At 63.5% G+C, this 26,802-nt stretch carries 28 protein-coding genes; 5 read left to right on the forward strand and 23 right to left on the reverse strand.

Annotation, left to right across the window (positions count from 1 at the left end; translation table 11 throughout):
- Window positions 1-77: 77 nt before the first annotated feature.
- The 7 genes from DKW65_RS11395 to xerD form a co-directional block, all read right to left on the reverse strand.
- The gene (locus DKW65_RS11395; RefSeq protein ID WP_245932482.1) at window positions 78-1,394 is read right to left on the reverse strand and encodes a dicarboxylate/amino acid:cation symporter; all 1,317 of its coding nucleotides are present in this window, start codon (window positions 1,392-1,394) and stop codon (window positions 78-80) included.
- Between the two features lie 74 nt (window positions 1,395-1,468).
- Complete coding sequence (locus DKW65_RS11400) at window positions 1,469-1,876, reverse strand: globin (RefSeq protein ID WP_111657360.1); 408 nt, start codon at window positions 1,874-1,876, stop codon at window positions 1,469-1,471.
- A gap of 80 nt (window positions 1,877-1,956) precedes the next feature.
- Window positions 1,957-3,099, reverse strand: a complete 1,143-nt coding sequence (gene thrC / locus DKW65_RS11405) for a threonine synthase (RefSeq protein WP_111657361.1) — start codon at window positions 3,097-3,099, stop codon at window positions 1,957-1,959.
- Window positions 3,100-3,131: 32 nt separating this feature from the next.
- On the reverse strand, window positions 3,132-4,436 hold the full coding sequence (locus DKW65_RS11410) for a homoserine dehydrogenase (RefSeq protein WP_111657634.1): 1,305 nt from the start codon (window positions 4,434-4,436) through the stop codon (window positions 3,132-3,134).
- 35 nt (window positions 4,437-4,471) lie between these two features.
- Complete coding sequence (gene alaC / locus DKW65_RS11415) at window positions 4,472-5,665, reverse strand: alanine transaminase (protein ID WP_111657362.1); 1,194 nt, start codon at window positions 5,663-5,665, stop codon at window positions 4,472-4,474.
- A 121-nt stretch (window positions 5,666-5,786) separates the two neighbouring features.
- Complete coding sequence (locus DKW65_RS11420) at window positions 5,787-6,548, reverse strand: DsbC family protein (protein WP_111657363.1); 762 nt, start codon at window positions 6,546-6,548, stop codon at window positions 5,787-5,789.
- A complete protein-coding gene (gene xerD / locus DKW65_RS11425) occupies window positions 6,548-7,534 on the reverse strand; it encodes a site-specific tyrosine recombinase XerD (RefSeq protein WP_111657364.1) in 987 nt (328 codons plus the stop codon). Before xerD ends, DKW65_RS11420 begins: the two co-directional genes overlap by 1 nt.
- Window positions 7,535-7,644: 110 nt before the next feature.
- Here xerD and DKW65_RS11430 point away from each other — a divergent pair, with 110 nt between their 5' ends.
- Window positions 7,645-7,899 (forward strand): GlsB/YeaQ/YmgE family stress response membrane protein, encoded by a 255-nt coding sequence (locus DKW65_RS11430; RefSeq protein WP_111657365.1) that lies wholly within the window; start codon window positions 7,645-7,647, stop codon window positions 7,897-7,899.
- A 71-nt stretch (window positions 7,900-7,970) separates the two neighbouring features.
- Here the strand turns inward: DKW65_RS11430 and rplS are convergent, their stop codons facing one another.
- From rplS to ffh, 5 genes are all read right to left on the reverse strand, one after another.
- Window positions 7,971-8,339, reverse strand: a complete 369-nt coding sequence (rplS, locus tag DKW65_RS11435; RefSeq protein ID WP_111657366.1) for a 50S ribosomal protein L19 — start codon at window positions 8,337-8,339, stop codon at window positions 7,971-7,973.
- 38 nt (window positions 8,340-8,377) lie between these two features.
- Entirely contained in the window at window positions 8,378-9,160 is a 783-nt protein-coding gene (gene trmD / locus DKW65_RS11440; RefSeq protein WP_111657367.1) for a tRNA (guanosine(37)-N1)-methyltransferase TrmD, read from the reverse strand.
- A 13-nt stretch (window positions 9,161-9,173) separates the two neighbouring features.
- Window positions 9,174-9,704 (reverse strand): ribosome maturation factor RimM, encoded by a 531-nt coding sequence (gene rimM, locus DKW65_RS11445; protein ID WP_111657368.1) that lies wholly within the window; start codon window positions 9,702-9,704, stop codon window positions 9,174-9,176.
- Window positions 9,704-9,955, reverse strand: coding sequence for a 30S ribosomal protein S16 (gene rpsP / locus DKW65_RS11450; protein WP_111657369.1), 252 nt, complete (start codon window positions 9,953-9,955; stop codon window positions 9,704-9,706). Before rpsP ends, rimM begins: the two co-directional genes overlap by 1 nt.
- 218 nt (window positions 9,956-10,173) lie before the next feature.
- Window positions 10,174-11,601 carry a signal recognition particle protein gene (gene ffh, locus DKW65_RS11455; protein ID WP_111657370.1) on the reverse strand — a complete coding sequence of 476 codons (1,428 nt, stop codon included), beginning with the start codon at window positions 11,599-11,601 and terminating at the stop codon, window positions 10,174-10,176.
- Between the two features lie 196 nt (window positions 11,602-11,797).
- Between ffh and DKW65_RS11460 the strand changes: the two genes are divergently transcribed.
- Together DKW65_RS11460 and DKW65_RS11465 are read left to right on the forward strand one after the other, a co-directional pair.
- The gene (locus DKW65_RS11460; protein ID WP_111657371.1) at window positions 11,798-12,598 is read left to right on the forward strand and encodes a cytochrome C assembly family protein; all 801 of its coding nucleotides are present in this window, start codon (window positions 11,798-11,800) and stop codon (window positions 12,596-12,598) included.
- Window positions 12,599-12,672: 74 nt separating this feature from the next.
- Entirely contained in the window at window positions 12,673-13,935 is a 1,263-nt protein-coding gene (locus DKW65_RS11465) for an HlyC/CorC family transporter (RefSeq protein ID WP_111657372.1), read from the forward strand.
- Between the two features lie 22 nt (window positions 13,936-13,957).
- Here the strand turns inward: DKW65_RS11465 and rssA are convergent, their stop codons facing one another.
- Genes rssA through DKW65_RS11485 form a run of 4 tightly spaced genes read right to left on the reverse strand, consistent with a single transcriptional unit; the run spans window position 13,958 to window position 16,261 of the window.
- Entirely contained in the window at window positions 13,958-14,908 is a 951-nt protein-coding gene (gene rssA, locus DKW65_RS11470; RefSeq protein WP_111657373.1) for a patatin-like phospholipase RssA, read from the reverse strand.
- A gap of 2 nt (window positions 14,909-14,910) precedes the next feature.
- The gene (locus DKW65_RS11475; RefSeq protein ID WP_111657374.1) at window positions 14,911-15,126 is read right to left on the reverse strand and encodes a DUF1289 domain-containing protein; all 216 of its coding nucleotides are present in this window, start codon (window positions 15,124-15,126) and stop codon (window positions 14,911-14,913) included.
- A 5-nt stretch (window positions 15,127-15,131) separates the two neighbouring features.
- A complete protein-coding gene (locus DKW65_RS11480) occupies window positions 15,132-15,677 on the reverse strand; it encodes a gamma carbonic anhydrase family protein (protein WP_111657375.1) in 546 nt (181 codons plus the stop codon).
- The gene (locus tag DKW65_RS11485) at window positions 15,674-16,261 is read right to left on the reverse strand and encodes a CoA pyrophosphatase (RefSeq protein ID WP_111657376.1); all 588 of its coding nucleotides are present in this window, start codon (window positions 16,259-16,261) and stop codon (window positions 15,674-15,676) included. Before DKW65_RS11485 ends, DKW65_RS11480 begins: the two co-directional genes overlap by 4 nt.
- Window positions 16,262-16,379: 118 nt before the next feature.
- On the opposite strand from DKW65_RS11485, the gene DKW65_RS11490 reads away from it, so the two are divergent.
- On the forward strand, window positions 16,380-16,922 hold the full coding sequence (locus DKW65_RS11490) for an NUDIX hydrolase (protein WP_111657377.1): 543 nt from the start codon (window positions 16,380-16,382) through the stop codon (window positions 16,920-16,922).
- A gap of 7 nt (window positions 16,923-16,929) precedes the next feature.
- Here the strand turns inward: DKW65_RS11490 and DKW65_RS11495 are convergent, their stop codons facing one another.
- The 3 genes from DKW65_RS11495 to zigA form a co-directional block, all read right to left on the reverse strand.
- The gene (locus DKW65_RS11495; RefSeq protein ID WP_111657378.1) at window positions 16,930-17,892 is read right to left on the reverse strand and encodes a CobW family GTP-binding protein; all 963 of its coding nucleotides are present in this window, start codon (window positions 17,890-17,892) and stop codon (window positions 16,930-16,932) included.
- Window positions 17,889-18,380: a transcriptional repressor gene (locus tag DKW65_RS11500; protein ID WP_111657379.1), complete on the reverse strand. Its 492-nt coding sequence runs from the start codon at window positions 18,378-18,380 to the stop codon at window positions 17,889-17,891. Before DKW65_RS11500 ends, DKW65_RS11495 begins: the two co-directional genes overlap by 4 nt.
- Window positions 18,381-18,449: 69 nt before the next feature.
- Window positions 18,450-19,667, reverse strand: coding sequence for a zinc metallochaperone GTPase ZigA (gene zigA / locus DKW65_RS11505; RefSeq protein ID WP_111657380.1), 1,218 nt, complete (start codon window positions 19,665-19,667; stop codon window positions 18,450-18,452).
- Between the two features lie 261 nt (window positions 19,668-19,928).
- Between zigA and DKW65_RS11510 the strand changes: the two genes are divergently transcribed.
- Complete coding sequence (locus DKW65_RS11510) at window positions 19,929-20,255, forward strand: hypothetical protein (RefSeq protein WP_111657381.1); 327 nt, start codon at window positions 19,929-19,931, stop codon at window positions 20,253-20,255.
- 1 nt (window position 20,256) lies between these two features.
- Here DKW65_RS11510 and DKW65_RS11515 read toward each other — a convergent pair whose 3' ends face one another.
- The 4 genes from DKW65_RS11515 to purL form a co-directional block, all read right to left on the reverse strand.
- On the reverse strand, window positions 20,257-20,604 hold the full coding sequence (locus tag DKW65_RS11515) for a YqfO family protein (RefSeq protein ID WP_111657382.1): 348 nt from the start codon (window positions 20,602-20,604) through the stop codon (window positions 20,257-20,259).
- A gap of 1 nt (window position 20,605) precedes the next feature.
- Window positions 20,606-21,331: a PaaI family thioesterase gene (locus tag DKW65_RS11520; protein WP_211315768.1), complete on the reverse strand. Its 726-nt coding sequence runs from the start codon at window positions 21,329-21,331 to the stop codon at window positions 20,606-20,608.
- A gap of 569 nt (window positions 21,332-21,900) precedes the next feature.
- The gene (locus DKW65_RS11525; protein WP_111657383.1) at window positions 21,901-22,578 is read right to left on the reverse strand and encodes a PaaI family thioesterase; all 678 of its coding nucleotides are present in this window, start codon (window positions 22,576-22,578) and stop codon (window positions 21,901-21,903) included.
- Between the two features lie 17 nt (window positions 22,579-22,595).
- Window positions 22,596-26,480: a phosphoribosylformylglycinamidine synthase gene (gene purL, locus DKW65_RS11530; protein ID WP_111657384.1), complete on the reverse strand. Its 3,885-nt coding sequence runs from the start codon at window positions 26,478-26,480 to the stop codon at window positions 22,596-22,598.
- Window positions 26,481-26,802: the final 322 nt, after the last annotated feature.

Here is a 26,802-nt window from a genome sequence, read left to right on the forward strand (position 1 = left end):
TGTCCTCAGTTGTTCGTCGTACCAGTGTCTGGTGGATGAGGGACAAATAGCAAGGGGTGTTCAGTAGGTGTCCTGTATCAACCGGGATTGTCCGCCGGTTCCGTGGTGTGCTGGTCAATGACGCTGGCCGCGATCAGATCACCCGTGACATTGAGGGTGGTGCGGCTCATGTCCAGAATGCGGTCTACACCGATAATCAGGGCGATTCCTTCCGCCGGGATGCCAACGGTACCGAGGAGCAGTGCCAGAATCACGATACCGATACCCGGCGTGCCAGGGGACCCGATTGACGCCCCCACGGCCAGCACCACGACAACCAGCAACCCCGACAACCCTACATCCACGTGAAAGACCTGCGCCAGAAACAGCGTGGCAATGACCTGATAAAGCGCCGTGCCTGCCATATTGATGGTCGTACCCAGCGGAATCACGAAGCGGGCGACGCTTTTTCTGACGCCCAGCTTTTCTTCGGCCGTGCGGATGGTCAACGGCATCACCGCCGCCGAACTGGAGGTGGAAAAAGCCAGCAGCAGCACGTCCCGGCTCTCGCGCAAGAACTGCCAGGGAGAACGCCGACGCAGGCACGCATAGAGCAGCAGGTAGAACACAAACGCCAGCAGCAGCGCCAGCAGAACGGTGATCACATAGACCCCCATGCCCACCAGCGCATCGAGCCCCATGCGCGCGGTCAACTGGGCCATCAGACCAAACACCGCGACGGGCACCAGATACATGGCCCAGCGCACAACAACCATGCTCACTTCCTGAATCGCCCCCAACAGATCAATCAGGGGCCCGGCCTGTTTCGGCGCCATGGTCACCAATGCCACCCCGACAAAGATCGCAAAGACCACGACCTGCAGCATGTTCTGCTCGACACTGGCCCGTAACGGATTGGTGGGAATGATGCTGACAATGTGGGCGGGCAGCTCCGCCAGCATCGGCGTCCGGGCCTCTGCGGTAGCCACCAGGTCAGGCGTCACCTGGGTCATGTACTGACCCGGCTGGATACTCAACGCCACCGCAAGGCCGATCATGACCGCCACCAGGGTGGTCACCAGGAAGAACAAGGCGGCGCGCCAGCCGATACTGCGCAATTGCTGCGTGTCGCCACTGCTGGTCATGCCGAGGATGATTGAGGCGATCACCAGCGGGATAACAATCATCTGCACCATAGACAGAAACAGGTATCCCGGTATGGCCAGCCAGTTGGCCACCAGGTGCGCGGCCTGTGGCTCCAGCCAACCCACCGTCGGCCCGATGGCCATACCGACCGCCATCCCGGCAAACATGGCCACAAGGACCTGCAGCCAGAGGCGGCCACGGACGAAGCCACTCAGCCGGAACGCCAGTCTGCGCATGGAAGGATGAGTGGAGATGGGCAAGGATGACACGGCAGGCACCTGATGAGCGACGAAACGGTCTGGCTACAGTCTCCGAGTCGGAAGCACAGACCGCAAGCCGGATATCAGTAGGCTTCGCTTATCAGCCTGACACCAGGCGCCAGCACCCGGCGCCACTGGTCTCCCAATGTGGCGCTGTACTGCAAATCGTGCCGGGCCACGGCTTCCACCAGGGCATCCAGCCACTGGCCGTACCAGGCCGGGTTGATGTTGTAGCCATGGCGATTGTGAGTCCGCCCGAGATCACGCAGCTTGCCACCGGAAGCGCCACGGGCGTACATGATCAGCCACATGACCCCGGCACGCAGCAGGCGCCGCTGTTCGGGCATGTCGGTATTGGCAAACACGGCGCTGATCGCCTCGGACTTGCTCATGAACAGCTCATAGAAGTCCGCAAAGAAACGGTCATTCCGGCAGCAGCGGCCGTAGCTCTGGAAGACGGCGTCGGTATCAGCAGAAGGCAGGGAATGCATGGTCGGCTCGCAACTCAGATGATGAATGCAGGCAGCCCGGCCCGCAGGCCGGGCGTATCCCTCGCCCGAGGTGCTGAGTATTACATGTGCGTGAGAATGGCTTCCTTGACCGAGGTCAATTGTGCGTCGATGGTCACCATCCGTGCATCACGGCATTGCGCGATGGCCGTATCCGGATCTTTCAGTCCGTTACCGGTCAGTGTGCAGACCACGGTGGAGCCCTCCGGGATGCGGCCGCTGCGAATGTCACGCATGGCGCCGCCGATGGACGCCGCAGAGGCCGGCTCGCAGAAGATGCCTTCTTTTTCCGCCAGCAGTTTTTGCGCCGCCAGAATGTCGTCGTCGCTGAGTTCATCAAACCAGCCGCCAGACTCTTCCTTGACCTTCAGCGCCTGCTCCCAGCTCTGCGGATTACCGATGCGGATCGCCGTGGCCACCGTTTCCGGGTTCTTCACCGCGGCACCACGCATGAACGGGGCAGAACCTTCCGCCTGGTAGCCGACCATGACCGGGCGGTTGCCCACAACCGGCCCGCCAGCATAGCGGCAATTGCCGCCGCAGAAGGTGCAAGACTGGGTAACATCAGAGCCGCGCGCCGCCGAGTACTCGCAGTAGCCGATCCAGTGCGCTGTGATGTTGCCGGCATTGCCGACCGGCAGGCAGTGGTAATCCGGTGCCCGGCCGAGTTCCTCGACGATCTCGAAAGCCGCCGTCTTCTGCCCCTGCAACCGATACGGGTTGACCGAGTTCACGATGGTCACCGGCGCTTCCGCCGCCACCTGCTTGACCAGCTCCATCCCTTCATCGAAGTTGCCGCGAATCTGCATGATCACAGCGCCATACATCATCGCCTGAGCCAGCTTGCCCATGGCAATCTTGCCTTCCGGGATAATCACGAAGGCAGTGATGCCAGCCCGGGCAGCATAGGCTGCCGCTGCCGCCGAGGTATTGCCGGTGGAAGCACAGATGATGGCGTTGCTGCCCTCTTCCACCGCCTTGGTCACGGCCATGGTCATGCCACGGTCCTTGAACGAGCCGGTCGGGTTCAGCCCCTCGTACTTGACGTAGATGTCTACGTCCTTGCCGAGGTGACGCGGAATGTTCTTCAGGCGGATCAGCGGGGTGTTGCCCTCGCCCAGGCTGATGATCGGCGTGTCATCATTGACCGGCAGGTGGTCACGGTAGCGGTTGATCAGGCCGGTGTAGCGGTCACGAAATGGCATAACGGGTCTCGGTATCTCGGTGTCGTCAGGGCTCAGGCGTCGAGCATTTCCACGCGAATGCGCATTATATCGTCAAGCACTGCCTCCAGGGCAGCTATCTGTTCCAGCGCCTCCCGCAGGGCGCTCTCGCGGATGCGATGCGTCATCAGCACAATGGGCACGGCCTCGCCGTCGTCCACGTCCTTCTGATACATGGCTTCGATGCTGACGCCCTTGTCGCTGAGAATGCGGGTGATGTCGGCCAGCACGCCGGTGCGATCCTGCACGTGCAGACGAATGTAGAAGGAGCACTCGACATCGTCCATCGGCAGTACCGGCGCTTCGGACATGGACTCGGCGTGGAAGCCGAGGTAAGGCACGCGCTCATCGTGATCCACGGTCAGGGCGCGCCCCAGCTCGACGATATCGGCCACGACGGCAGAGGCTGTCGGCTCTGCGCCGGCCCCCGCGCCGTAGAACAGGGTCGGGCCCACCGCATCGCCGTCTACCATCACGGCGTTCATGACACCATTGACCGAAGCCAGCAGCACTTCCTTGGGGATCAGGGTCGGGTGCACGCGCAGCTCGACACCGTTACCGGTGTCCTTGGCAATGCCGAGGTGCTTGATGCAGTAGCCGAAGTAATCGGCGGCCTTGATGTCCTCGGCGGTGATGCGGCTGATCCCCTCGGTGTAGACCTTGCTGAACTGCAGCGGAATACCGAAAGCAATGGATGCCAGAATGGTCAGCTTGTGCGCGGCGTCGATGCCTTCCACGTCGAAGGTCGGGTCTGCCTCGGCATACCCGAGGGCCTGGGCTTCCGCGAGCACGTCGGCAAAGTCACGGCCCTTGTCCCGCATCTCGGTGAGAATGAAATTGCCGGTGCCGTTGATGATGCCCGCCACCCAGTGAATGTGGTTGGCCGCCAGGCCTTCGCCCAGCGCCTTGAGAATCGGGATCCCCCCCGCCACCGAGGCTTCGAACGCCACGTCCACACCGTTCTCGTGGGCCGCATGGAAAATCTCGTTGCCGTGCTCGGCAATCAGCGCCTTGTTGGCCGTCACGATATGCTTGCCGTTGCGGATCGCGGCCAACACCAGTTCGCGGGCCGTATCGGTGCCGCCGATCAGCTCCACCAGGATATCCAGCTCCGGATCGGCGGCCAGGGCGAAAACATCGCGGGACACACGAATGCCGCCGATGTCGCAGGCCGGGTTGTCACGGCGCGCACCAATATGGGCGATCTCGATCGGCCGACCGATACGGCGCGCAATCTCGCTGGCGTTGCGTTTGAGCACATTCACGGTGCCGCTGCCGACGGTCCCGAGACCGGCGATACCCACCTTTACAGGTTTCACTTGCTTGACCTCGCTCATAACCCTCATCACCCGAGTCAGTCGCGCAGCAGGCCATCCTGACGGAACATCTTGCGAATGCCCCGGATCGCCTGCCGCGTGCGGTGTTCGTTTTCGATCAAGGCAAAGCGCACATGATCATCCCCGTATTCCCCGAAACCGACACCCGGCGACACGGCCACCTGGGCTGCCTCCAGCAGTTTCTTGCTGAATTCCAGCGAGCCCATGGCGCGGTAGGCTTCCGGAATCTTCGCCCAGACGAACATGGTGGCACGCGGTGGTGTCACGGCCCAACCGATATCATTGAGCCCCTGACAAAGCACATCGCGGCGCCGCTGATACATGTCGCGGATATCGCTGACGCACTGCTGGTCACCCTCCAGCGCGGCAATGGCTGCCACCTGGATGGGGGTGAAGGTGCCATAGTCCATGTACGACTTGATGCGTGCCAGGGCACTCACCAGCTCAGCGTTGCCACAGCAAAAGCCGACCCGCCAGCCGGGCATGTTGTAGCTCTTCGACAACGAGAAGAACTCCACCGCCACGTCGCGGGCCCCGGGCACCTGCAGAATCGACGGCGCCTGATAGCCATCAAAGACGATGTCGGCATAGGCGATGTCCTGCACCACCCAGATCCCATGCTCCCGGGCGATGGCCACCACACGTTCGAAGAACGGCAGGTCGACGCACTGCGCTGTCGGATTGCCGGGAAAATTCAGCACCAGCATTTTCGGTTTTGGCCAGGACTCTTTCAGTGCCCGTTCCAGTTCCTCGAAGAAATCCATCCCTTCCACCATGGGCACATGGCGGATATCGGCGTTGGCAATGACAAAACCGTAAGGATGAATCGGGTAGCTGGGATTGGGCACCAGCACCGTGTCACCGGGGCCCATGGTGGCCAGCGCCAGATGCGACAGGCCCTCCTTGGAGCCGATGGTGACAATGGCTTCGCTCTCCGGGTCCAGCGTCACATCATAACGGCGCTGGTACCAGTCGCAGATCGCCTTGCGCAGGCGTGGAATCCCCTTGGATTGCGAGTAGCGGTGGGTGTCGCCACGCTGCACCGTCTCGGTCAGCTTGGCCACGATATGCGGCGGCGTCGGCTGATCGGGGTTACCCATGCCGAAGTCGATGATGTCTTCCCCCCGCGCACGGGCGGCCTTCTTCAAATCGCCAACGATATTGAAGACGTAGGGGGGCAGACGCCGGATGCGCTGGAATTCAGCTTCCACGAAGGGCCTCGGGGTTCATCAAGGGTGTAAACGGAAAGCGGGACACCTTACTTGGGTGCCCCGCTGGCGTCAATCGGCGCGAGCCAGTAACGACGCGGCTTTCAGCGCACCGGCAGCGCGCTCAGCCGCCCAGCCCCAGGGTCTCTATCAGGCGATCTGCGGGCATGTACCCTCCCAGCTGACGGCCATCCAGGGTAAAGACGGCCGGGGTGCCACGCACACCGGCCCGGGCGCCCAGGCGGTACTGCTCGGCCACGGTATCACCGCAACCGCCACGCACCTGCACCCGCTCACTGACCCGGCCGCGCAGTTTGGCGTCGGTCATGGCCTTCTGCCGGTCGCTGGCGCACCAGATCTGCTGCATCTGCTCACCCGGCTGGGAGTCGGCCCCGGCACGCGGATACGCCAGATAGTGCACGGTCACCCCGGCCCGATTCAGGGCCTCCATGTCTTCATGGAGACGCCGGCAGTAGCCGCACGACGGGTCCGTAAACACGATGAGTTGGGCCTTTTCGTCCTTGGCGGCAAAGCTCACCAACTCTGCCGCATCCAGATCCTTGAACAGCGCTTCACGCACGCTCTCCAGGCGCTTGTCGATCACATTGACCGGGCCGCTCGCCTGCATCTCGTACATGTCACCGGCAATCAGGTACCGGCCATCGGCCGAGGCGAAGAACCGCTCGGCCCCGTTGACCACCACCTCGACCACCCCGGGAATCTGCGAGGGCGCGACATCGGTCACCCGCACCGGCTGGCCACTGCTGCCCAGGCTGGCCTCGATACGGCGCTTGAGTTCAGCATCATCGCCTGCCGCCACCGCCGCTGGCAGGATCAGGGACAGCATCAGCGACGATGCCAGCAAGCCGGCATGAAACAGTTTCATTATGGTTCTCCGTCTGTGTCGTGCTTGTCAGACCCCATCTTCGGGCGCGGGTTTCCCGCCCGGGGGTGATGTATCGCATGCAGTTGCCGCAGCCGCTGCTGGGCAACATGCGTGTAGATCTGCGTCGTCGACAGATCACTGTGCCCCAGAAGCAACTGGACCACCCGCAAATCGGCGCCATGGTTGAGCAGATGGGTGGCGAACGCATGCCGCAGTGTATGGGGCGACAGCGGTTTGTGCACCCCCGCCTGCACCGCCAGCTGGCGCAGCCGATGCCAGAAGGTCTGGCGCGTCATCACCGCCCCGCCCCGCCCGGGAAACACCTGCTCGCTGGCACAACCGCCCAGCAGCACCGCACGCGCTTCGCGCAGGTAGCGCTCCAGCCAGGCCAGCGCCTCTTCACCCAGCGGCACCAGCCGTTCCTTGTTGCCCTTGCCGACAATGCGCACCAGGCCCTGGCGCAGGCTGACCTGGGTCAGGGTCAGCCCGACCAGTTCGGACACCCGCAGCCCGGCGGCGTACAGGACCTCGAGCATGGCCCGGTCGCGCAGCCCGAGCGGCGTCGCCGTGTCCGGCGCGCGCAACAGGGCATCGACATCCGCTTCGGTCAGGGTCTTCGGCAAGGGACGACCCAGTTTCGGCCGCTCCACCCGCAGGGTCGGATCTTCACTGATGCGGCCCTCGCGCAGCAGCCAGCGGTAGAAACCGCGCAGGGCGGAAAGCTGGCGGGCCACGGAGCGCGCGCTCACCCCCTGCTTCTGACGATCGGCCAGATAGTCGTACAGGTCACCACGATGGCAGCCCGCAAGTCCATACTGGCGCTGTGCCAGCAACCACTGCGCCAGTTGCAGCAGATCCCGCCGGTAATTGCTCAGGCTGTGGTCGCTGAGCCCCTTTTCCATCCAGCTGGCGTCCAGCCACTGCTCCACCAGGGCCGTTTCGGCGGCCAGTGCTGCGGGATCTGCGGAAGAAACGGGAGACGTCATGGGCATGCATGATCGCAGTTGCCGGGCCGGGCCGCCACATGCTCTATTTGGCAGGGCGCCATCTAACAGGACATCATCTAGCAGGACATCGTTACCAGGGAGAACGGAGCATGGGTATTCTGTCGTGGATCATTCTGGGGCTGATCGCCGGCGTACTGGCCAAATGGATCATGCCGGGCAAGGACCCGGGCGGGGTCATCGTAACCATCCTGATCGGCATTGCCGGGGCCTTCGTCGGCGGCTGGCTGGGCAGCGTCACCGGGCTGGCCGGGCCTGTGGACCGCTTCAGTCTGGGCGGTATTGTCACGGCCACGCTAGGCGCCATTGTACTGCTGGCGCTGTATCGGGGCCTGAAGAACGCCTGAATCGGCACACCTCTCGACACAACGCAAAACGGCCACCCGAGGGTGGCCGTGCGTGATACGGCAACAACGCCTTATTTGGCGGTGGTGCGTACCTTTTCCTTGATCCGTGCGGATTTGCCCGAACGGTCGCGCAGGAAGTACAGCTTGGCGCGGCGCACGTCACCACGACGCTCTACCTTGATGCTGTCTACCAGCGGGCTGTGGGTCTGGAACACCCGCTCGACGCCCACGCCGTGGGACACCTTGCGCACGGTGAACGCAGAGTTCAGGCCGCGGTTGCGCTTGGCAATCACCACACCCTGGAACGCCTGCAGACGCTCACGGTTACCTTCTTTCACCTTCACCTGCACGGTGACGGTGTCACCGGGTGCGAAGTCGGGCACATCGCTTTTCAGCTGGGCCTGTTCGATGTCCTGCACCAGGGGTTTCTTGCCGCTCATGACTGCCTGCTCCTGTAATCTCAAGCTTACTGGTCCGGTCAATCGCGACCATCACCAGATCCGGTTTCCTGCTCGCGGATGAATTCCGCCAGCAGTGTCTGTTCTTCATCACTCAGTCCCGGCGACGCCTTGCGGGCCGCGAGCAAGTCGGGCCGGCGTTGCCAGGTGCGTCCCAAAGCCTGCTTGAGACGCCAGCGGCGCACTGCCTCGTGGTGACCACTGAGCAGCACATCCGGTACACGTCGGCCGGCAAATTCCACCGGGCGCGTGTAGTGCGGACAATCCAGCAGGTTCTCCAGCTCACCGCTGAAGGAATCCTGCTCTGCCGAGCCCTCATGCCCGAGCACACCGGGCAAGCGGCGCGCCATGGCATCCATCAGCACCATGGCCGGCAGTTCGCCGCCGCTGAGCACATAGTCACCAATCGACCATTGCTCATCCACTTCCGCGTCCACGAACCGCTCGTCGATCCCTTCGTAGCGGCCCGCGATCAGAATCATCGCTGGCTCCCTGGCCAGGCGTTCAACCGCCGGCTGGTCAAGCCGTTTGCCCTGGGGCGTCAGGTACACCACCCGGGCCTGCTCACCGACCCGTTGCCGGGCGTCGCTGAGCGCCGCCATCAGCGGCTCCATCTTCATCAGCATGCCGGGGCCACCACCAAAAGGGCGATCGTCCACAGTGCGATGCCGGTCAACGGTGAAATCCCGGGGATTCACCGTGGTCACCGAGAGCAGCCCGCGTTCTGCGGCCCGCCCGGTCACGCCATGGGCGGTAATGGCCTGGAACATGTCCGGAAACAGCGTCAGCACGGCAATGTTCATCGCGGCCTCGCGCTCAGAAGTCCGGGTCCCAGTCTACCTCGACCAGCCCTGCCGACAGGTCCACCCGGATGACCACCTGCTCCATGATCCATGGCACCAGGCGTTCCTTGCGGTCGATACTGTCAGCGTTCCCCTGCACCACCATCACGTCGTTGGCGCCGGTTTCCAGCATGCGGCGTATCACGCCAATGAGGCGACCATCGGTCAGTCTGACTTGCAGACCCACCAGGTCGCTCCAGTAATACTCACCTTCTCCGGCCGGCGGCAAGGCCGAGCGGGGAACGGCAATCTCGCGGCCCACCTGGGTGGTTTCCGCGAGTGTGCGGTCGTCACAGGCATCGATCCGGGCCACCAGGCCCTTGCCCTGCGGGCGACCGTTGGTCAACTTGACCGCCTGCCAGCCATCCGGGCCTTTCAGATACCAGGGCCCGTAGCTGAAAATATTCTCTCTCGGGTCGGTGAAGGAAACGACCTTCACCCAGCCCTTGATGCCATGGGCCGCCGTGACGCGACCCACTACCAGGGCATCGTCGTCTGCCAGCATCAGCCGTTCTGCTTGCGGTATTCCTTGATCAGCGCGCTGACGCGATCGGACGGGTTCGCACCCTGGCCCAGCCAGTGCTCAATGCGCTCCAGCTCCAGCTTGAGGGGGATCTCACCGCCACGGGCGATCGGGTTGAAGTAACCCAGACGCTCGATGAAACGGCCGTCGCGGGCATTGCGGCTGTCAGTCACCACAACGTGATAGAAAGGGCGTTTCTTGGAGCCACCACGGGCCAGACGAATCACTACCATGCTTCAGATACCTTCGTTCAATCCGGTTTCCCGGCCCGATGCGCACTGGCAGCAGGCCTTCGTATCCGCTTGAAAATGGTCTCACCCGCCATGTGATGCAGGGAAACCGCCGTTTCGCGCCGCCTTCAGGGCCATCTCGGGCCGGGCCGACTGCGAAGGGTGCGCATTGTAGCCATGTCAAGATGACTTTTAAAGAGGTTTCTGGCGCTGCAGCCCGCTTACAGCCCCGGGAAGCCGCCGGGGGGCAGGCCACCGGGACCGCCCATGCCGCCGCCAGGGCCGCCCTGACCTCCGCCCTGGCCGCCCATCATGCCGCCCATGCCCCTCATCATGTTCTGCATGCCGCCCTTGCCTTTCATCTTCTTCATCATCTTGCCCATCATCTTCTGTTGCTTGATGAGCCGGTTCAGATCCTGAATCTCCAGACCTGCGCCCGCCGCGATACGGCGCTTGCGGGACCCCTTGATGAGTTCCGGGTTGCGTCGCTCACCCGGGGTCATGGAGTCGATCAGTGCTTCCATATGCTTGAACTGCTTCATGGCCGCCTGGTCCTCGGTCATCTTGGCCAGGCCACCCATGCCGGGCAGCTTGTCCAGCAGCGAGGCCATGCCGCCCATGTTGCGCATCTGCTGGAACTGGTCCTTCAGATCCTCGAAGTCCATGGCCTTGCCTTTCTTGAACTTCTTCGCGATCTTCTCGGCCTTGCCCTTGTCCAGCTTGCGCTCGGCTTCCTCCACCAGCGACAGGACATCACCCATACCCAGAATGCGTGAGGCAATCCGCTCAGGGTGGAACAGCTCCAGCGCATCGGTCTTCTCACCCATACCGATGAACTTGATCGGCTTGCCGGTGATCGCCCGCACCGACAGCGCGGCACCGCCACGGGAGTCGCCGTCCGCCTTGGTCAGCACCACGCCGGTCAGCGGCAGCGCCTCGTTGAAGGCGCGCGCCGTGTTGGCCGCATCCTGACCGGTCATGGCGTCCACCACGAACAGCGTTTCGGCCGGTTGGATGGCCGCGTGCAGGCGACGGATCTCCGCCATCATCTGCTCATCGATGGCCAGACGACCGGCGGTATCCACGATCAGCACATCGGCAAAGCGGCGCCGCGCCTCGGCCAGCGCCGCGTTGGCAATGGCCACCGGATCCTGATCTGCCGTGGAGGGGAAGAAGTCGACACCCACTTCCTCCGCCAGGGTGCGCAACTGCTCGATCGCCGCCGGGCGATAGACGTCGGCGGACACCACCATGACTTTCTTCTTTTCGCGCTCTTTCAGGTGACGCGACAGCTTGGCCACCGACGTGGTCTTGCCCGCCCCCTGCAAGCCCGCCATCAGGATGATCGCTGGCGGCTTCACCGCCAGATTCAGCCCGACATTGGCATCGCCCATGACATGCACGAGCTGATCGTTGACGATCTTGACGAAGGCCTGGCCGGGATTGAGGCTCTTGAGCACGTCCTGCCCGAGCGCCAGTTCCTTCACCTGGTCGGTGAAATCCTTGACCACCGGCAGCGCCACGTCCGCCTCCAGCAGCGCCTTGCGCACCTCGCGCAGGGTGTCGCGGATGTTGTCCTCGGTGAGCTGGCTCTGGCCTGTCAGACCGCGCAGGGAATCGCCAAGGCGCTCGCTGAGATTCTCGAACATGACTGTCTCCGGGTAAGACCGTTTATCGCGGCCGCGCAGTATAGCGCGCTCCTGCCGTTCTGTGCAGGCATCCGACGCGGCGCGGGCATCCGGCATGGCGCCCGGGGCAACCGTTTCGCAGCGGCGAACGGCTCCCGCTTCAAAACCGCCCGCCGCTGTGACACACTTCGTCGGTTTCCCGCTAAAACAGACACTTATGGGCACTGCAACCTGGGCCGGGCTGGCCGCGATGACGCTGTATCTGGTCGCCTCCGTAGTGGTACTGCGGCGGCTGCGCGGCGCCGCCACCGATAACCGACGCCTGCTGCTGGTGCTTGGCCTGGCCGCCGTGACCCTGCATGCACTCTGCTTGTGGCTGACCATCGTCACCACCGACGGCGTGCATCTGGGCCTGTTCCCCATGGCGTCGATGGTCACCGGCACCGGTGCCGCCCTGGTCGCCGTCACCAGCCTGTACCGACGGATCGAATGGGTCAGCGCGCTGGTCTTCCCTCTCAGCGCCCTGAGCATTCCGCCACTGCTGTGGGCCGAATCCGGCTACCCGCCGCACCCGTTGGCCCATGGCATGGCCATCCACGTGCTGCTCTCGATTCTGGCCTATGCCGTGCTGGCCATTGCCGCCGCCCAGTCGCTGCTGCTGCTGATCCAGCATCGGCAGCTCAAGAGCGGGCATATCCGCGGCGTGATGCGTGTTTTTCCGCCCATTCAGGTCATGGAGACGATGCTGTTCGAGCTGCTCTGGGCCGGTGCGCTACTGCTCACCGCCGCCATGGTGGCCGGTTTCCTGTATGTCGATGACCTGCTCGCCCAGCGCGTCGCTCACAAGACGCTGCTCACCCTGCTGGCCTGGGCCCTGTTTGTCACCCTGCTGGCCGGACGGCACTTCCTGGGCTGGCGGGCCGTGACCGCTATCCGGCTGACACTGGCGGGATTTGTGCTGCTGGTGGTCGCCTTTTTCGGCTCGCAGCTGGTCATCGAGTACATCGTGCGTGGTTGACACCCGGGAGTTGACACCCGGGAACACCGCTTCCCAGAATAGCTGTTCGTCCATAACCGGGGTCGGCCCCTGCCTTGAGTGATATTCCCGAAACCTTTCTGATCACCGCGTTGGTGATCCTGATCTTTGCTTCTGCATTTTTCTCCGGCAGCGAAACCGGCATGGTGGCGCTCAACCGCTATCGCCTGCGCCATCTGGCCCGCCATGGGCACAAGGGCGCGCGCCGGGTAGAGAAACTGCTCAAGCGCATGGACCGCTTGCTGGGCGTGATTCTGATCGGCAACAACTTCGTCAACAACTACGCCGCCACCATCGCCGCACTGCTGGCACTGGCCTGGTTTGGCAATGCTGGCGCGGCGGTGGCGCCCATCGTCTTTACCATCGTCATGCTGGTGTTTGCCGAAGTCACACCCAAAACCTATGCGGCGCGCAAACCCGAGGGCCTGGCCTTTTTTGCCAGCCTGATACTGAAACCATTACAGGTCATCTTTGCACCGCTGGTGTGGGCGGTCAGTGGCATCAGCAATGGCATCCTGCGCCTGCTGGGTGTGCGCGAACCGGAAGACGGCGCTGACGACCTGAGCCCGGAAGAGCTGCGCACGGTGGTGAATGAAGCCGGCGGCCTGATTCCGAAACGACACCAGAAAATGTTGCTCAACATCCTTGATCTGGAAAAGGTAACGGTCGAGGACATCATGATTCCGCGCAGCGAAATGGTGGGCATCGATCTGGATGCGGACATGAGCGACATCATCAGCATGCTGCGCAATTCCCAGCATACCCGCCTGCCGATCTACCGTGGCGACCCGAACCATATGCTCGGCGTGCTGCACCTGCGCAAGATCAACCGGCTGCTGATGCGCCAGGAGATCAACAAGGCCGAGCTGATGCAGTTTTCCGTGGAGCCCTATTACGTTCCTGAAGGCACGCCATTGCATCGCCAGTTGATCAACTTCCAGAACGCGCGCCGACGCATGGGCATCGTGGTCGATGAGTACGGCGATGTGCTCGGCCTGATCACCCTGGAAGATATTCTGGAAGAGATCGTCGGTGAGTTCACCACCGACCTGGCCGCCAGCAGCCCCGACATACTGCCGCAGGAAGATGGCAGCTATGTCATCGACGGCAGCACCCACCTGCGCGAAATCAACCGCACCCTGCACTGGGAACTGCCCACCGACGGCCCCAAGACCCTGAACGGCCTGATTCTGGAGCATCTGCAACAGATACCGGAAAGCAATACATCGCTACGGGTCGGCGACTACCTGATCGAGGTCATGCAGGTGAAGGACAACATGGTCAAGGCAACACGCATGCGGCATCGCAGTCAGGCCTGACCCGCACTCACAAGGCCAGACCTCAAAGACGGTCCATCAACCAGCGAATGCGCTCTGAGTAGGCGCGCACCAGACGACGACCTTCCTCGATGGCATCGCCGGCGCGATGAAAGTCCATCATGGCAAAATCTTCCAGCATCGGAATCAGGCTCAGCTCGGCGGGTTCGCCCGCCATACGGCTGCGGGTAATGCGGTCCTGCATGATATTGATACTGGCCCCCACAACATCGAAAAAGCCCGGCGCCGGCTCAGCCGTTTCACCGGAGGAAAAGTAACTCATCATCTTGCCCCATACCGAACGCTCCTCTTCGGTAGTGGCCGCTTCCATATCGCGCACGTTGGCCTCGTCGCGACTCAGGTGGCGGCCGATAAGCTGGCCGTTCAGATTCACCGCGATCACCAGCTCCGCCCCCAGCGCACGGCACACGGACACCGGCACCGGGTTCACCAGGCCGCCATCCAGCATCCAGCGGCCGTCATGCTTGACCGGCGAAAACAGGCCCGGCAAGGCACAGGACGCCCGGGCGGCATCCAGAATCGGCCCTTCCTGAATCCAGACCTCGCGCCCGAACTGCATGTCCGTTGCCACGGTCGCAAAACGCTGATCGAGATCTTCGATACGGGGATTGAGATGCTGCTCGGAAAAGAAATTGAACAGGCGCTCGCCCTTGACGAAGCCACCGGAAAAAGAGATATCCAGGAAGCCAATGACATCGCGGAAGGTCAGTTTCGTGACCCATTTTTCGAAGGCATCCAGCTGACCGGCCACATAGACACCGCCGACCAGTGCGCCAATGGACGTGCCCGCAACCACATCCGGGCGGATGCCCATGGCTTCCAGTTCCTGGATCACGCCGATATGCGACCAGCCACGCGCAGAGCCACTGCCCAGGGCCAGACCCACGCGCGGCTTGCGCCCCGGTTGCGGCGGCGGGTTGGCATCACGCCCGGCGATATCCCCTGGTTCCGTCATGCTCAACCTTGCTCCGCCAGTCGCGCTTCCGTGACCACGCACGGCGCCTGGGCGCCATACATGCGCTGCTGGCAGCGCATCAGCACCTCCCGCTGCCGCGACGCAGGCAGGCGTCCCCAGTAACTGATTTCCTGGCCGGTGCGGAAACAACCCACGCAGATGTCATCGCCATCCAGCGCGCAGATACTGACGCAGGGTGAGGCCACCATGTCACTCATGCAGGTCACTCATGTTCGTCGTGAAACCGCGGATCGGGCTTGAGCTCCTTGGCAAAATGCTGGCCATGGGCCACATAGTGCATGCCACCCATAGTGATCATGGCCTTGTGGCCATCACCGATTTCCTTCACCACCTTGGCGGGCGAGCCCATGACCAGGGAATTGTCCGGAATCTCCATGCCCTCTGGCACCAGTGAATTGGCGCCGATAATGCAGTTGTTGCCAATCTTGACCCGGTTCAGGACCACAGCATTGATGCCGATCAGGCTGTTGTCGCCAATGGTGCAGCCATGCAGCATCACCTTGTGGCCCACGGTGACGCCCTTGCCGATGGTCAGCGGCACACCCGGATCAACGTGCAGCACGGCACCGTCCTGGATATTGGTGTCATCACCGATGGTGATGGTGTCATTGTCAGCCCGCAGTACCGCGTTGAACCAGATGGTCGCGTTGTTGCCCAGCACCACAGAACCGATCACGGTGGCGTTCGGCGCAATCCAGTAGCTGTCGCCCTTGAGCTCCAGCGCACGGCTGCCGATGGTATAGATCATGTGTTGCTCCCGTCGCCGAGGTCGTAATAAATGCCCGCATCGAAGGCATGGTTGAGCAGGTCAAGGATCATGAAGGCGGTCAGCCCCCAGATGCGCTTGTCCTCGTAATAATAACTGGGGATACACAGCTTGCGGCCGAAGAAGTCGATCGGGCTGGACATGTCCGGTGTGGAATCCAGAAAGAAGTGCAGCGGCACCCGGAAGATGCTGGCGATCTCGCCCGGTTCGGCAACCAGGTGCACATGGGGATCCACCACGCCGACAAAGGGCGTCACCTTCATGCCATAACGCGATGGCAACGGCGACAGTTGTCCCAGCACCTGCACGTCATGGTGGGTCAGCCCCACTTCTTCGCGGGATTCACGCAGCGCGGTGGCCAGCAGGTTTTCATCCGCGGGATCACGCTTGCCGCCGGGAAAGGCCACTTCACCGGCATGCGTCGGCATGGCCGAGGAGCGCACCGTCAGGATCAGTTCCGGCTCCGGTTCATCGGTCACCGGCATCAGCACGGCCGCTTCCGGGAGCTGCAAGGGCAGGTCCCGCAACCGGTAGTCACGCAGTCGCTCTTCTATGGTCTTGATCACCCTGGGCTCCTGTGTATTCAAACGACAGTTTGAACAGACCCTGAGAGGCAGGCAAGGACAAAAAAGTTCTGTTAGTCTCGCCAACAGTCCCTTCCAAAGGCCTCGATCTGGAATCCCGATGAAATTCTGCAGCCAGTGCGGCAGCGACAAGCTACGCTTCGATGTGCCCGCCGGGGACAACCGGCCCCGCTACTGGTGCCCGGACTGCGGCACCATCCACTACCAGAACCCCAAGATCGTGGTCGGCGCGCTGCCGGTATGGGAAGGCCGCATTCTGCTGTGCAAACGCGACATCCAGCCGCGCAAGGGCTACTGGACCCTGCCCGCCGGCTTCATGGAGAACGGCGAGACCCTGCAGGAGGGCGCCGCCCGGGAAACCTGGGAAGAGGCCTGCGCCACGGTCAACATCAAGGATCTGTATACCGTGTTCAACCTGCCGCATATCTACCAGGTGTATGTGTTCTTTCTGGGGGAACTGGCGGACGGCAAGTACGGCGTGGGCGAGGAATCCTCGGATGCCGGGCTGTTCCTGCCCGAAGAAATTCCCTGGGATGAGTTGGCCTTCCCGACCATCAGCCGCACCCTGAAATACTACCTGCAGGACCTTGAGACCGGGGACTACCCCATCCGCGTCCAGGACATCGCGCCGCTGGGCGCCTGAGCCGGGCTCAACTCGACCCGGCCTCCAGCAGCGCCTCGCGGAAGCCCGCAGCGTCGGTAGCCGCCGGACAAATGACCTGCAGGCGGTTTTCCGTCGCCTCCGGCAGGGGCGTCAGGCCGATGTCTCCCGCCACCGCATCCAGCCGCCAGCCGCCCCCGGGCGCCGCCAGCGTGCCCTTGATCCGCTCCCAGTCCCACCCCGCCAGCGCCCGGCGCAACGCCGCCTCATCAATGCACCAGTCGGCGGGCGGGTACCAGCTGAACGCCTGCCAGTCCGCCAGCCCCGCATGACCGTGAGCATGGCCGTGAGCATGGCCATGCTCGCATGCAGGCTCCGCAGCGCCGGCGCTGGGCGGCAAGGCGAGCCAGGCACTGTCGAGCCCGTCTGGCCCGCAACGGGTATAACGGGCCCCCGGCCAGCGCTGGCGCAAGGCCTCGAAATCCGCCTCTGCCTGCGTGTCCCACAGGTCCTGCTTGCTGCCCACCACCAGATCCGCCGCATCGAGCTGCGCTGGCCATAGCGGCGACGCCGCAAAACGCGGTTCACGCAAACGGCGCGGGTCGATCAGGCACAGGTGCGCAGCAGGGGTCAGCACGCCCTGATAATGCTCCGCACGCAGCAAGCGCAGTAATTCCGCCGGATGCCCCAGGCCGGTGGGCTCGATCAACAGCCGGTCGGGACGAGCCTCCCGTAGCAGGCGGTTCAGTTCCACCCGCAACGTCACCGCCGCCGTACAGCCCATGCAGCCTCCCTGGACTTCACGCACCGGCACACCGCAGCCTCGCAGCCAGTCACCATCAAACCCGGCATCACCGAATTCGTTGACCAGCACCGCCCAGCGCTCACCCGCCGGGCGGTGCCGGATCAGGTTGCGCAGTAACGTGGTCTTGCCGGCGCCGAGCATGCCGGTGATCAGGTGAAAGGGAATCTGTTCGGCGCGCCAGCGGCGGCCCTGAGGCTCGTCGGTCATGCCTTGTCGTGACCGGCAATCTGGTCTGCACCCTGGCAATTGGCGCAAACACCATGCAGCTCCAGTGGCCGGGCCCCCACCTCGAACCCATGGCTACCGGCCTGCCGCGCCAGCGCGTCCCGCAGGGCACCGGGCAGCGGCACCTCACGGGCCTCGCCACAGCGGTCGCACAGCAGGAATTGCGGCCAGTGCTCGCCCTGCTCCCTATCACCGTGACAATGGGCATGATTGCAGGGCAGATAGCTGTTGGTGGACTCGATCCGGTGCACCAGTTCATTACGCATCAGGAAGTCCAGCGCCCGATAGACGGTCGGCGGCTGGGCCCCGGGGTGCTCGTCGCGCAACTGATCCAGCAACTGGTATGCCGTCAGCGGCTGCGCCTCCCGCAACAGAATGCTGAGCACACGGCGCCGCGCCGGGGTAAAGCGGGCGCCGTGCGCCTCGCAATGCTCGGCAGCGTGGGAGAGCGCCTTGTCGATGGCCGTCATTGCATCCGTCCTCTGCGTGTCTCGTGGTAACCGGCGGTCAAGGCCTGTGATTGTGGCGACAGCCCATGATCATGTCGAGCCAACCGCCTCGGGTTCCTCGAACCAGGCCGGGAAGGGATCGGGCAGCGTGCGCCACATGGCCTGACCGGCCAGCAACTCCTCGTCCGTCAGCAGACAGGCGTCCAGCTCGGCACGCAACCGGGCAAAGTCGATATGCTGACCGATGAACACCAGTTCCTGACGCATATCGCCAAAGGGCTCTTCCCATTTCTCGCGAATCAGCGCCCGGGTTTCATCATCCTGCGGCCAGCGCGCCTCCGGCACCGCCTTCCAGAACATGCCCGCCGGCGAATGCCGGGCAATGCCCCCCGCCTGGCTCCACTGCCCGGCGAACTGCGGCCGCGTCGCCAGCCAGAACCAGCCCTTGGAGCGCAGCAGGCGGCCGTTCTCCCAGGTCGCGTGCAGAAAGTCGAAGAACTTCTGCGGGTGGAACGGACGCCGCGCCAGGTAGGTATCGCTGGCGATGCCGTACTCCTCGGTCTCCGGCACATGCTCGCCCCGCATCTCCCGCAGCCAACCCGGCGCCAGCTGGGCGCGTTCGAAGCTGAAGCGACCGGTATCCAGCACCTTGTCCAGCGGCACCTGGCCCATCACCGCTGGCACGATGTCCGCCTCCGGATTCAGGCTGCGCAGAATACCCGTGAGTTCCTCCAGCTCCTCCGCACTGACCAGATCCGTCTTGCTCAGCACCAGCACATCACAGAACTCCACCTGGTCGGTCAGCAGGTCGGCCACATTGCGCTCATCGTCGTCTCCCAGCGACTCACCGGTTTCCAGCAAACTCCGCGCCGCATGGAAGTCACGCAGGAAATTGACCGCATCCACCACCGTCACCAGCGTATCCAGCCGCGCCACATCGCCCAGGCTGCGGCCCTCTTCATCGGCGAACGTGAAGGTCTCGGCCACCGGCAAGGGCTCGGAAATACCGGTGGACTCGATCACCAGATAGTCGAATCGCCCTTCCCGGGCCAGCGCCGCCACCTCCTGCAGCAGATCCTCGCGCAGGGTGCAGCAGATACAGCCGTTGCTCATCTCCACCAGCTTCTCTTCGCTGCGGTTCAGGGCCACCTCGCCCTTGACGATGCCAGCGTCGATATTGACCTCACTCATGTCATTGACGATCACCGCCACACGACGGTGGTCACGGTTATTCAGGATATGGCTCAGCAGGGTCGTCTTGCCGGCACCCAGAAAGCCGGACAGGACGGTAACGGGCAGGCGTTGCATGGGCGAACTCCGGGGGTCAGGTCTCAAAACCGATACGTTATAACATAACATAATGACCTGAGTAAGTAGAGTTGCCTGTTCTGTACGCTTCGTTGCGCCTTTGTTCTGAAACTGTAGCGGCCGCTTGTGGAGTTAACAGCGTCTGGGCAAATAATCCGTTATGGGACGCCACAGCGATTGCGGCCCGACAGCGCGGGAAGGGGATACGCGCGCCCTTGCAGGATTTAGCCCACCTTTTTTTCGGGCACGACGGAGAAGACCATGACGCTGTTTCAGGCTTTGAGATGGCTAGATGAACTCGAATATGTCATCGAAGCCCTGGCCCAGGAGGCCAATGCAGAGGCGCGCGCCACGCTGGTGGAACTGATTCTGGAAGCCGAATCCGACGCCCATCTGGACGTCAACGAACGCACCATGCTGCTGAATACCCTCGAGCGTGCTCGCCTGGCCCTGCTCGACAGTCAGGACACCGCACGCCAGAACAACAGAAGTGCCACCCACAACCCGGAGACCCCTGGACAGGCAGACCCCATGCCGGCCGCCATCCTCAGCGGCCTGACCCGTCGCCTGTGGCAACAGGTCCATTAGTTTACAGGCCGCTGATATCGATCAGCGGCCACACATCGACAGCAGGCTCCTCATAGGGATGCGCCTGGCGCAGCGCCGCAAGCGCGGCAGGCAGCCGGTGCCCCGGACACAACATCTCGACCCGGTACTCCGGCACCCGCTCCAGCTGATCCTGCTGGCCGATATGCGGCTGGCTGCCCGCCAGCGGCCGGAACTGCCCCTCGCCCGCCACCTGGAACGCACAACAGTCGTAATCGCCCTGACGCCCGGCCCCGGCGGCGAACACCGCCGCCTTGACCGCCTCGGCATCCTCCCGGGGCACGTAGAAACACAGCTTGTAGGGCGTATCAGGATCAATACGCTGGCCCATATCAGCTCTCCTGTCTGCTCTCCGGCATGGCCTCGGCCAACGGCGCCACCGACGTGCGCGTCCGCACCGGACCATACTCGCCACGGGCACAAATCCAGATCCCTTCGGCGGTCACCGTCGTCTCACCGTTAACGATAAAGCGCGCCTCGGCGATCAGCTTTCGCCCTTTGACCTCGCGCACCCGCGCTTCCATATCAATCGGCGTTTTCAGCGGTGTACCGGCCACATAGCGCAAGCTCAATGTGCCGGTCATGCCGATGCCACCCACCAGATCCTGAGTCTTGGCCAGCAGGATATCCATCATCAGCGCAATGACGCCACCGTGCACCCGCCCCGGCGGCCCCTGCCATGCCAGGCCCAGCTCGGCGCGGCCACGGACGACGTCCCCGTCCAGCCACAGATCCAGTGGCGGCGCCAGCACCGAAGCCCGGCCGGTCATGATCTCGTGATCCATCAAGTCCAGCACATCCTGGTGGCTGCCCTGCCCGTCCATCAGGCGCTGTAACAGGGCGCCCTGGGGGCGGCGCGGCCATGGTGCGATGTCGTCGCGCAGGCTGCGCAGGCGGGCGGCGTAGTCTTCCAGTTCGGCCTGGGGGGCATCCATGCGCACCAGGCGGTCGGTGATGGCGCGCAATGATTCGGCAATGTCGCGGCGCACGGCGCCTTCGGGGGTGGGCGGCCAGGGTTCGCCGACCAGGATATCCTTGAATCCGTACTTCGTGGACACGGGTCTGTCCCCTATCTGCAATCAACAAGGGCGACAGGCTACCGCGATCTGTCTACCGGCCCCATGACCGGAAATGACTTCTGCCGCTCGGTGGCGGAAAGGTTCCATTCTTGCTGGCGTGGTGGTTGTGGCCCTCGGGGGGCGGGTAAAGGGTTTCTGGACACGCTGCAAGTCCCCTGCGGGCCCGGCCCGCCATCACAGATGGCGTGCGTTCGACTGCGCGCGACGCATGCGTCGCAAGACGCTTGTCTCACCCCTGTAAGCTCTCGTTCGGCATCCATGCCTCTCGAAGGTCCAGAAACCCTTTACCCGCCCCCCGAGGGCCGTCACGTGCAGCCCGATTAACAACTTCCAGCCAACCGAAAGCCTGGTTCTGGCGACAAGCTACGACGTGCCAGCGGTGAAGTGACCTCTGAACTGAGGCCTCGGGGAGGGGTAAGCCCTTCCAGAAGTGTGTGAGGCAGGAAGCCGAACGCAAGCCTACAGGGACGTATTTACGGCGGCTTCTGGAAGGGCTTACCCCTCCCCGAGACCGGGCTACGCAGTGCGCACCAACCGGAAAGGATCCCTTACTTCTTGCCAAACCGGGGCTGAAAGAAAACACCTTCGGCAGCGACTGTTTGAGTGTCACCATCGAAGATAGCGCCTTCGATAAACATCTTGCGGCCGTCGATCTCGCGAATGCGCGCCGTACAACGCAGAGGGGTTTCGATGGGCGTGGCCGCCATGTAGCGGATATTGAGCGTGCCGGTGACACCGATCTTGAAGGCCGCATGCATGGCGCGCGACAGCACCGCATCGAGAATCCAGGCGATAACACCACCATGCACCCGCCCGGGCGGGCCCTGGTAATGCAGCCCCAGACAGATTTCACCCTCGACACCGTCCTGGCTTTCGTTGCGCCATACCAGTTGCGGCGCAATCGGATTGGACAAGCCGCCCACCGGATCGAAATCCATCATGTCGAAAATATCGCGCGACGTTGCCTTGCCGCTGAACATGCGCCGGTTGGCATCACGGGTATCACGGCGTTCCGGCGTACCGACCTGCTCCACCAGCGATTCCAGCACTCCGGCCCAGTCCTCCAGCGCAGACTGATCCGCTTCCGCGCGAATCAGGCGCTCCGAAAGCTGCTGCATGGCCGCCGCGATGCGGCGGCGGGCGATAAAGTCCGACGGGACCTCGCCCTTGTGCGCAGCGGTCAGCTCGAACGGGCCGAAGGTTTTTTCCTGTTCTGTTGTACTCATTATGTTGTGCTCTTTTTTCAGCCCACCCACTTGCGGGCATTCTGGAACATGCGCAGCCAGGGGCCGTCTTCGAAGCCGCGCCAGTCGTCCGGGTACCAGCTGTTCTGCACCACGCGGAACACACGTTCCGGGTGAGGCATCATGATGGTCACGCGACCGTCGCTGTTGGTGAAGCCGGTAACGCCCTGGGGCGAGCCGTTGGGGTTGGCCGGGTACTGTTCGGTGGGATTGCCCAGGCCGTCAACATAGCGGGCGGCGAGCAGACGCTGTTCGACGCAGCGTGCCAGGCTGTCGTCACTGATTTCGGCCTGGCCTTCGCCGTGCGCCACCGCAATCGGAATGCGCGTACCCGCCATGCCCTCGAAAAAGATCGACGGGGACGGGGTGATTTCCACCAGCGCGGTGCGAGCCTCGAACTGCTCGCTCTGGTTGCGCACGAAGCGCGGCCAGTGTTCGGTGCCAGGGATCAGACTTTTCAGGGCCGACAGCATCTGGCAACCGTTGCACACGCCCAGGGCGAAGGTGTCTTCGCGGAAGAAGAAGCGGTTGAAGGCATCGCGCAGGGCGTCGTTATACAAAATGGTCTTGGCCCAGCCCTCACCGGCACCGAGCACATCACCGTAAGAGAAGCCGCCGCAGGCCACCAGGCCACGGAAGTCTTCCAGTTGCACGCGGCCTGCCAGCAGGTCGCTCATGTGGACGTCGATGGCGCTGAAACCGGCGCGGTCGAAAGCCGCGGCCATTTCCATCTGGCCGTTGACACCCTGCTCGCGCAGGATAGCGACGCGCGGGCGCTCGCCTTTGGCCAGCATCGGGGCTGCCGGGTTATCGGTCATGTCGAAGGTCAGGCGGACATTCAGGCCCGGATCGATATTGCGCGGGATCGCATCGAATTCCTGACGGGCACAGGAGGGGTTGTCGCGCAGGGCCTGCATGCGGTAGCTGGTTTCTGCCCAGGTGCGGTGCAGTTCGCGGCGCGGGCCTTCCAGCAGGATGGCACCGCCCAGACGAAGGCGCAGCACATCGTCGGCGTTCGGTTCGCCAATGCGATGCACGCATTCACCCAGACCGGCTTCGGCGTACTCGGCAATCACATGGTCGGCCAGGTCAGCGCGCACCTGCACCACGGCACCGGCTTCTTCGGCGAACAGGGCTTCCAGGGCTTCGTTGTGATCCCCGGCCACATGGTCGAGCACCAGGTCCACGCCGGTGCGCCCGGCAAAGGCCATTTCCAGCACGGTGACCAGCAGGCCGCCGTCGGAGCGGTCGTGATAAGCCAGCAGGGCCTCTTCCGCCAGCAGTTTCTGGGTCGTTTCAAAGAAGCGTTTCAGGCGACGCGGCTCGTCAATGTCCGGCGCCACGTCACCGACCTTGCCGAACACCTGGGCCAGGGCGGAACCGGCCAGGCGGTTCTGGCCGCAGCCCAGGTCCAGCAGCAACAGCACCGTGTCCGGTTCGCTGCGCAGTTGCGGGGTCACGGTCTTGCGGATATCGCTGACCGGGGCAAAGGCCGAGATCACCAGCGACAGGGGCGCGGTGACTTTCTTGTCCAGGCCCTTGTCTTGCCACACCGTGCGCATGGACAGTGAGTCCTTGCCTACCGGGATATTGATGCCCAGCGCCGGGCACAACTCCATGCCCACCGCCTGCACGGTGTCGAACAGGTTCTGGTCTTCACCGGGGTGCCCGGCGGCCGCCATCCAGTTGGCGGACAGGCTGATCTGACCGATGTCGCCAATCAGGGTGCCAGCGATATTGGTCAGCGCTTCGGCCACCGCCATACGTCCGGAGGCGGTGGCATCCACCAGGGCCATCGGGGTGCGCTCGCCCATGCTCATGGCTTCGCCGGTGTAGTGGTCATAGCCTGCAGCGGTCACGGCGCAATCGGCCACCGGCACCTGCCACGGCCCCACCATCTGGTCACGGTGTACCAGGCCGGTAATGCTGCGGTCCCCAATGGTGATCAGGAAAGTCTTGGCGGCCACGGACGGCAGGCTCAGGACGCGCTGGATGGCGTCGCGCAGCTCGATGCCCTCGACATCAAACGGCTGGCGTTCGAAATCAGCGCGGTCGAATTCTCGCTGCATTTTCGGCGGCTTGCCGAACAGCACATCCATGGGCAAGTCCACCGGCGCTTCATTGAAGTGACTGTCGTCGACGCGCAGGTGCTCGTCTTCGGTGGCTTCGCCCAGCACGGCAAACGGCGCGCGCTCGCGTTCGCACAGGGCGGCGAAGCGCGCCAGATCCTGCGGCAGCACCGCCAGCACATAACGCTCCTGGGCTTCGTTGCACCAGATTTCCACCGGGCTCATGCCCGGCTCGTCGCAGGGGATGCCGCGCAGTTGCAGGGTCGCGCCCCGGTCAGCGTCGTGCACCAGCTCCGGCAAGGCGTTGGACAGACCACCGGCGCCGACATCGTGTACCGAGACGATCGGGTTACGCTCACCCAGCGCCCAGCAGCGGTCGATCACTTCCTGGCAGCGGCGTTCGATTTCCGGGTTGTCCCGTTGCACCGAAGCAAAATCCAGATCCTCGGCGCTCTCGCCAGAGGCCATGGACGAGGCGGCGCCGCCACCCAGACCAATCAGCAGTGCCGGGCCACCCAGCACAATGATCTTCGCCCCGGCGGGAATCGGTTCTTTCTGGACGTGGCCATCGCGGACACTGCCCAGGCCACCGGCAATCATGATCGGCTTGTGGTAGCCGCGCATCTCGTCGCCGCCGACACCCGGCGCCTCGATTTCCAGCGTGCGGAAATAGCCGCACAGATTCGGGCGGCCGAATTCATTGTTGAAAGCGGCGCCCCCGATCGGCCCTTCCAGCATGATGTCCAGCGCCGAGGCGATCCGCTCCGGTTTGCCGTAATCCCCTTCCCAGGGCTGTGCAAAGCCGGGGATCCTCAGGTTCGACACCGAGAAGCCGGTCAGGCCGGCTTTCGGCTTGCCGCCACGGCCGGTGGCGCCTTCATCACGGATCTCACCGCCCGCGCCCGTGGCCGCGCCAGGGTGCGGGGCGATGGCGGTGGGATGATTGTGGGTTTCCACCTTCATCAGGATATGCACCGGCTCTTCCACGGCCCGGTATTCACCGCTGTCCGGGTCGGGGAAAAAGCGGCTCGCTTCATGCCCGCGCATCACGGCGGCGTTGTCCTTGTAGGCCGACAGCACCTGCCCGGGATGCTTCTGAAAGGTATTGCGGATCATGCCGAACAGGCTGTGCGACTGGGCTTCGCCATCAATGGTCCAGTCGGCGTTGAAAATCTTGTGGCGGCAATGTTCGGAGTTCGCCTGGGCGAACATCATCAGTTCTGCGTCACTGGGATTGCGGCCCAGGCGGGTGAACTGGCCGACCAGGTAGTCGATCTCGTCCTCAGCCAGCGCCAGCCCCAGGTCGCTGTTGGCCGCTTCCAGCGCCTCGCGGCCGCCACCCAGTACATCGACCCGGCTCAGCGGACGTGGCGACTGGTGGCTGAACAGGCAGGACGCGCTGTCCAGATCGTCCAGCACGGCCTGGGTCATGCGGTCATGCAGGGCGGCGCGCACGGCGGCCAGGGTCTCGGCGCTGTCATCACACGCCACCCGGTACTCAATACCCCGCTCCACGCGGCGCACCTGCGCCAGACCGGCGTTATGGCAGATATCCGTGGCCTTGGACGACCAGGGTGAAATCGTGCCGGGGCGCGGCACCACCAGGAACAGACGCCCTTCGGGCAGGGCCGTCGAGCCTGATGGCCCATAGGTCAGCAGCTTTTCCAGCACCGCCTGGGCGCGGCTGTCCAGGGTGCCTTCCACCTCGGCGAAGTGCACGAAACGCGCGCCCAGCGCGGTAACACCGGGCAAGGACTGCAGCAGTTTTTCCAGACGGAACGCAGACAGCGCGGAGGAACCGGGAAGTATCAGCATGAGACGCCTTTTTTTCAGCTGTTGCCGGGAGGAACTGGGGGAGGCGCAATGATACGGGATTTGCCCGCTGATGGCAGCCGCCTTCACCCATTGAAGACGCCATAAGGCAGGTGCAGCAGACCCGGAAGGCGGCCTCAGCCACTATTCCGAGGCTGTGCCCCCGGCATCAGGCTGAAAATCGCCCAGGTGTTACCTATCGACACAATTGTCGGACAAATACGGGTGAAATCCACCTTTTCGCCTGCTAGAGTCCGCGCCGAACTCGTGATACACATCACACAAGGCAGTGTGATTTCACGATGCTCCTGTTCAGCACGCCTGT

The organism is Isoalcanivorax indicus (genome assembly GCF_003259185.1).
Lineage (GTDB): Bacteria > Pseudomonadota > Gammaproteobacteria > Pseudomonadales > Alcanivoracaceae > Isoalcanivorax > Isoalcanivorax indicus.

Coding starts and splice junctions, on each gene's coding strand:
- DKW65_RS11400 (WP_111657360.1), bottom strand. CDS start 1,876: ATGCATTCCCTGCCTTCTGCTGATACCGACGCCGTCTTCCAGAGCTAC.
- thrC (WP_111657361.1), bottom strand. CDS start 3,099: ATGCCATTTCGTGACCGCTACACCGGCCTGATCAACCGCTACCGTGAC.
- DKW65_RS11420 (WP_111657363.1), bottom strand. CDS start 6,548: ATGAAACTGTTTCATGCCGGCTTGCTGGCATCGTCGCTGATGCTGTCC.
- xerD (WP_111657364.1), bottom strand. CDS start 7,534: ATGACGTCTCCCGTTTCTTCCGCAGATCCCGCAGCACTGGCCGCCGAA.
- DKW65_RS11430 (WP_111657365.1), top strand. CDS start 7,645: ATGGGTATTCTGTCGTGGATCATTCTGGGGCTGATCGCCGGCGTACTG.
- rplS (WP_111657366.1), bottom strand. CDS start 8,339: ATGAGCGGCAAGAAACCCCTGGTGCAGGACATCGAACAGGCCCAGCTG.
- trmD (WP_111657367.1), bottom strand. CDS start 9,160: ATGAACATTGCCGTGCTGACGCTGTTTCCGGACATGTTCCAGGCCATT.
- rimM (WP_111657368.1), bottom strand. CDS start 9,704: ATGCTGGCAGACGACGATGCCCTGGTAGTGGGTCGCGTCACGGCGGCC.
- rpsP (WP_111657369.1), bottom strand. CDS start 9,955: ATGGTAGTGATTCGTCTGGCCCGTGGTGGCTCCAAGAAACGCCCTTTC.
- ffh (WP_111657370.1), bottom strand. CDS start 11,601: ATGTTCGAGAATCTCAGCGAGCGCCTTGGCGATTCCCTGCGCGGTCTG.
- DKW65_RS11460 (WP_111657371.1), top strand. CDS start 11,798: ATGGGCACTGCAACCTGGGCCGGGCTGGCCGCGATGACGCTGTATCTG.
- rssA (WP_111657373.1), bottom strand. CDS start 14,908: ATGACGGAACCAGGGGATATCGCCGGGCGTGATGCCAACCCGCCGCCG.
- DKW65_RS11475 (WP_111657374.1), bottom strand. CDS start 15,126: ATGAGTGACATGGTGGCCTCACCCTGCGTCAGTATCTGCGCGCTGGAT.
- DKW65_RS11480 (WP_111657375.1), bottom strand. CDS start 15,677: ATGATCTATACCATCGGCAGCCGTGCGCTGGAGCTCAAGGGCGACAGC.
- DKW65_RS11490 (WP_111657377.1), top strand. CDS start 16,380: ATGAAATTCTGCAGCCAGTGCGGCAGCGACAAGCTACGCTTCGATGTG.
- DKW65_RS11495 (WP_111657378.1), bottom strand. CDS start 17,892: ATGACCGACGAGCCTCAGGGCCGCCGCTGGCGCGCCGAACAGATTCCC.
- DKW65_RS11500 (WP_111657379.1), bottom strand. CDS start 18,380: ATGACGGCCATCGACAAGGCGCTCTCCCACGCTGCCGAGCATTGCGAG.
- zigA (WP_111657380.1), bottom strand. CDS start 19,667: ATGCAACGCCTGCCCGTTACCGTCCTGTCCGGCTTTCTGGGTGCCGGC.
- DKW65_RS11510 (WP_111657381.1), top strand. CDS start 19,929: ATGACGCTGTTTCAGGCTTTGAGATGGCTAGATGAACTCGAATATGTC.
- DKW65_RS11515 (WP_111657382.1), bottom strand. CDS start 20,604: ATGGGCCAGCGTATTGATCCTGATACGCCCTACAAGCTGTGTTTCTAC.
- DKW65_RS11525 (WP_111657383.1), bottom strand. CDS start 22,578: ATGAGTACAACAGAACAGGAAAAAACCTTCGGCCCGTTCGAGCTGACC.
- purL (WP_111657384.1), bottom strand. CDS start 26,480: ATGCTGATACTTCCCGGTTCCTCCGCGCTGTCTGCGTTCCGTCTGGAA.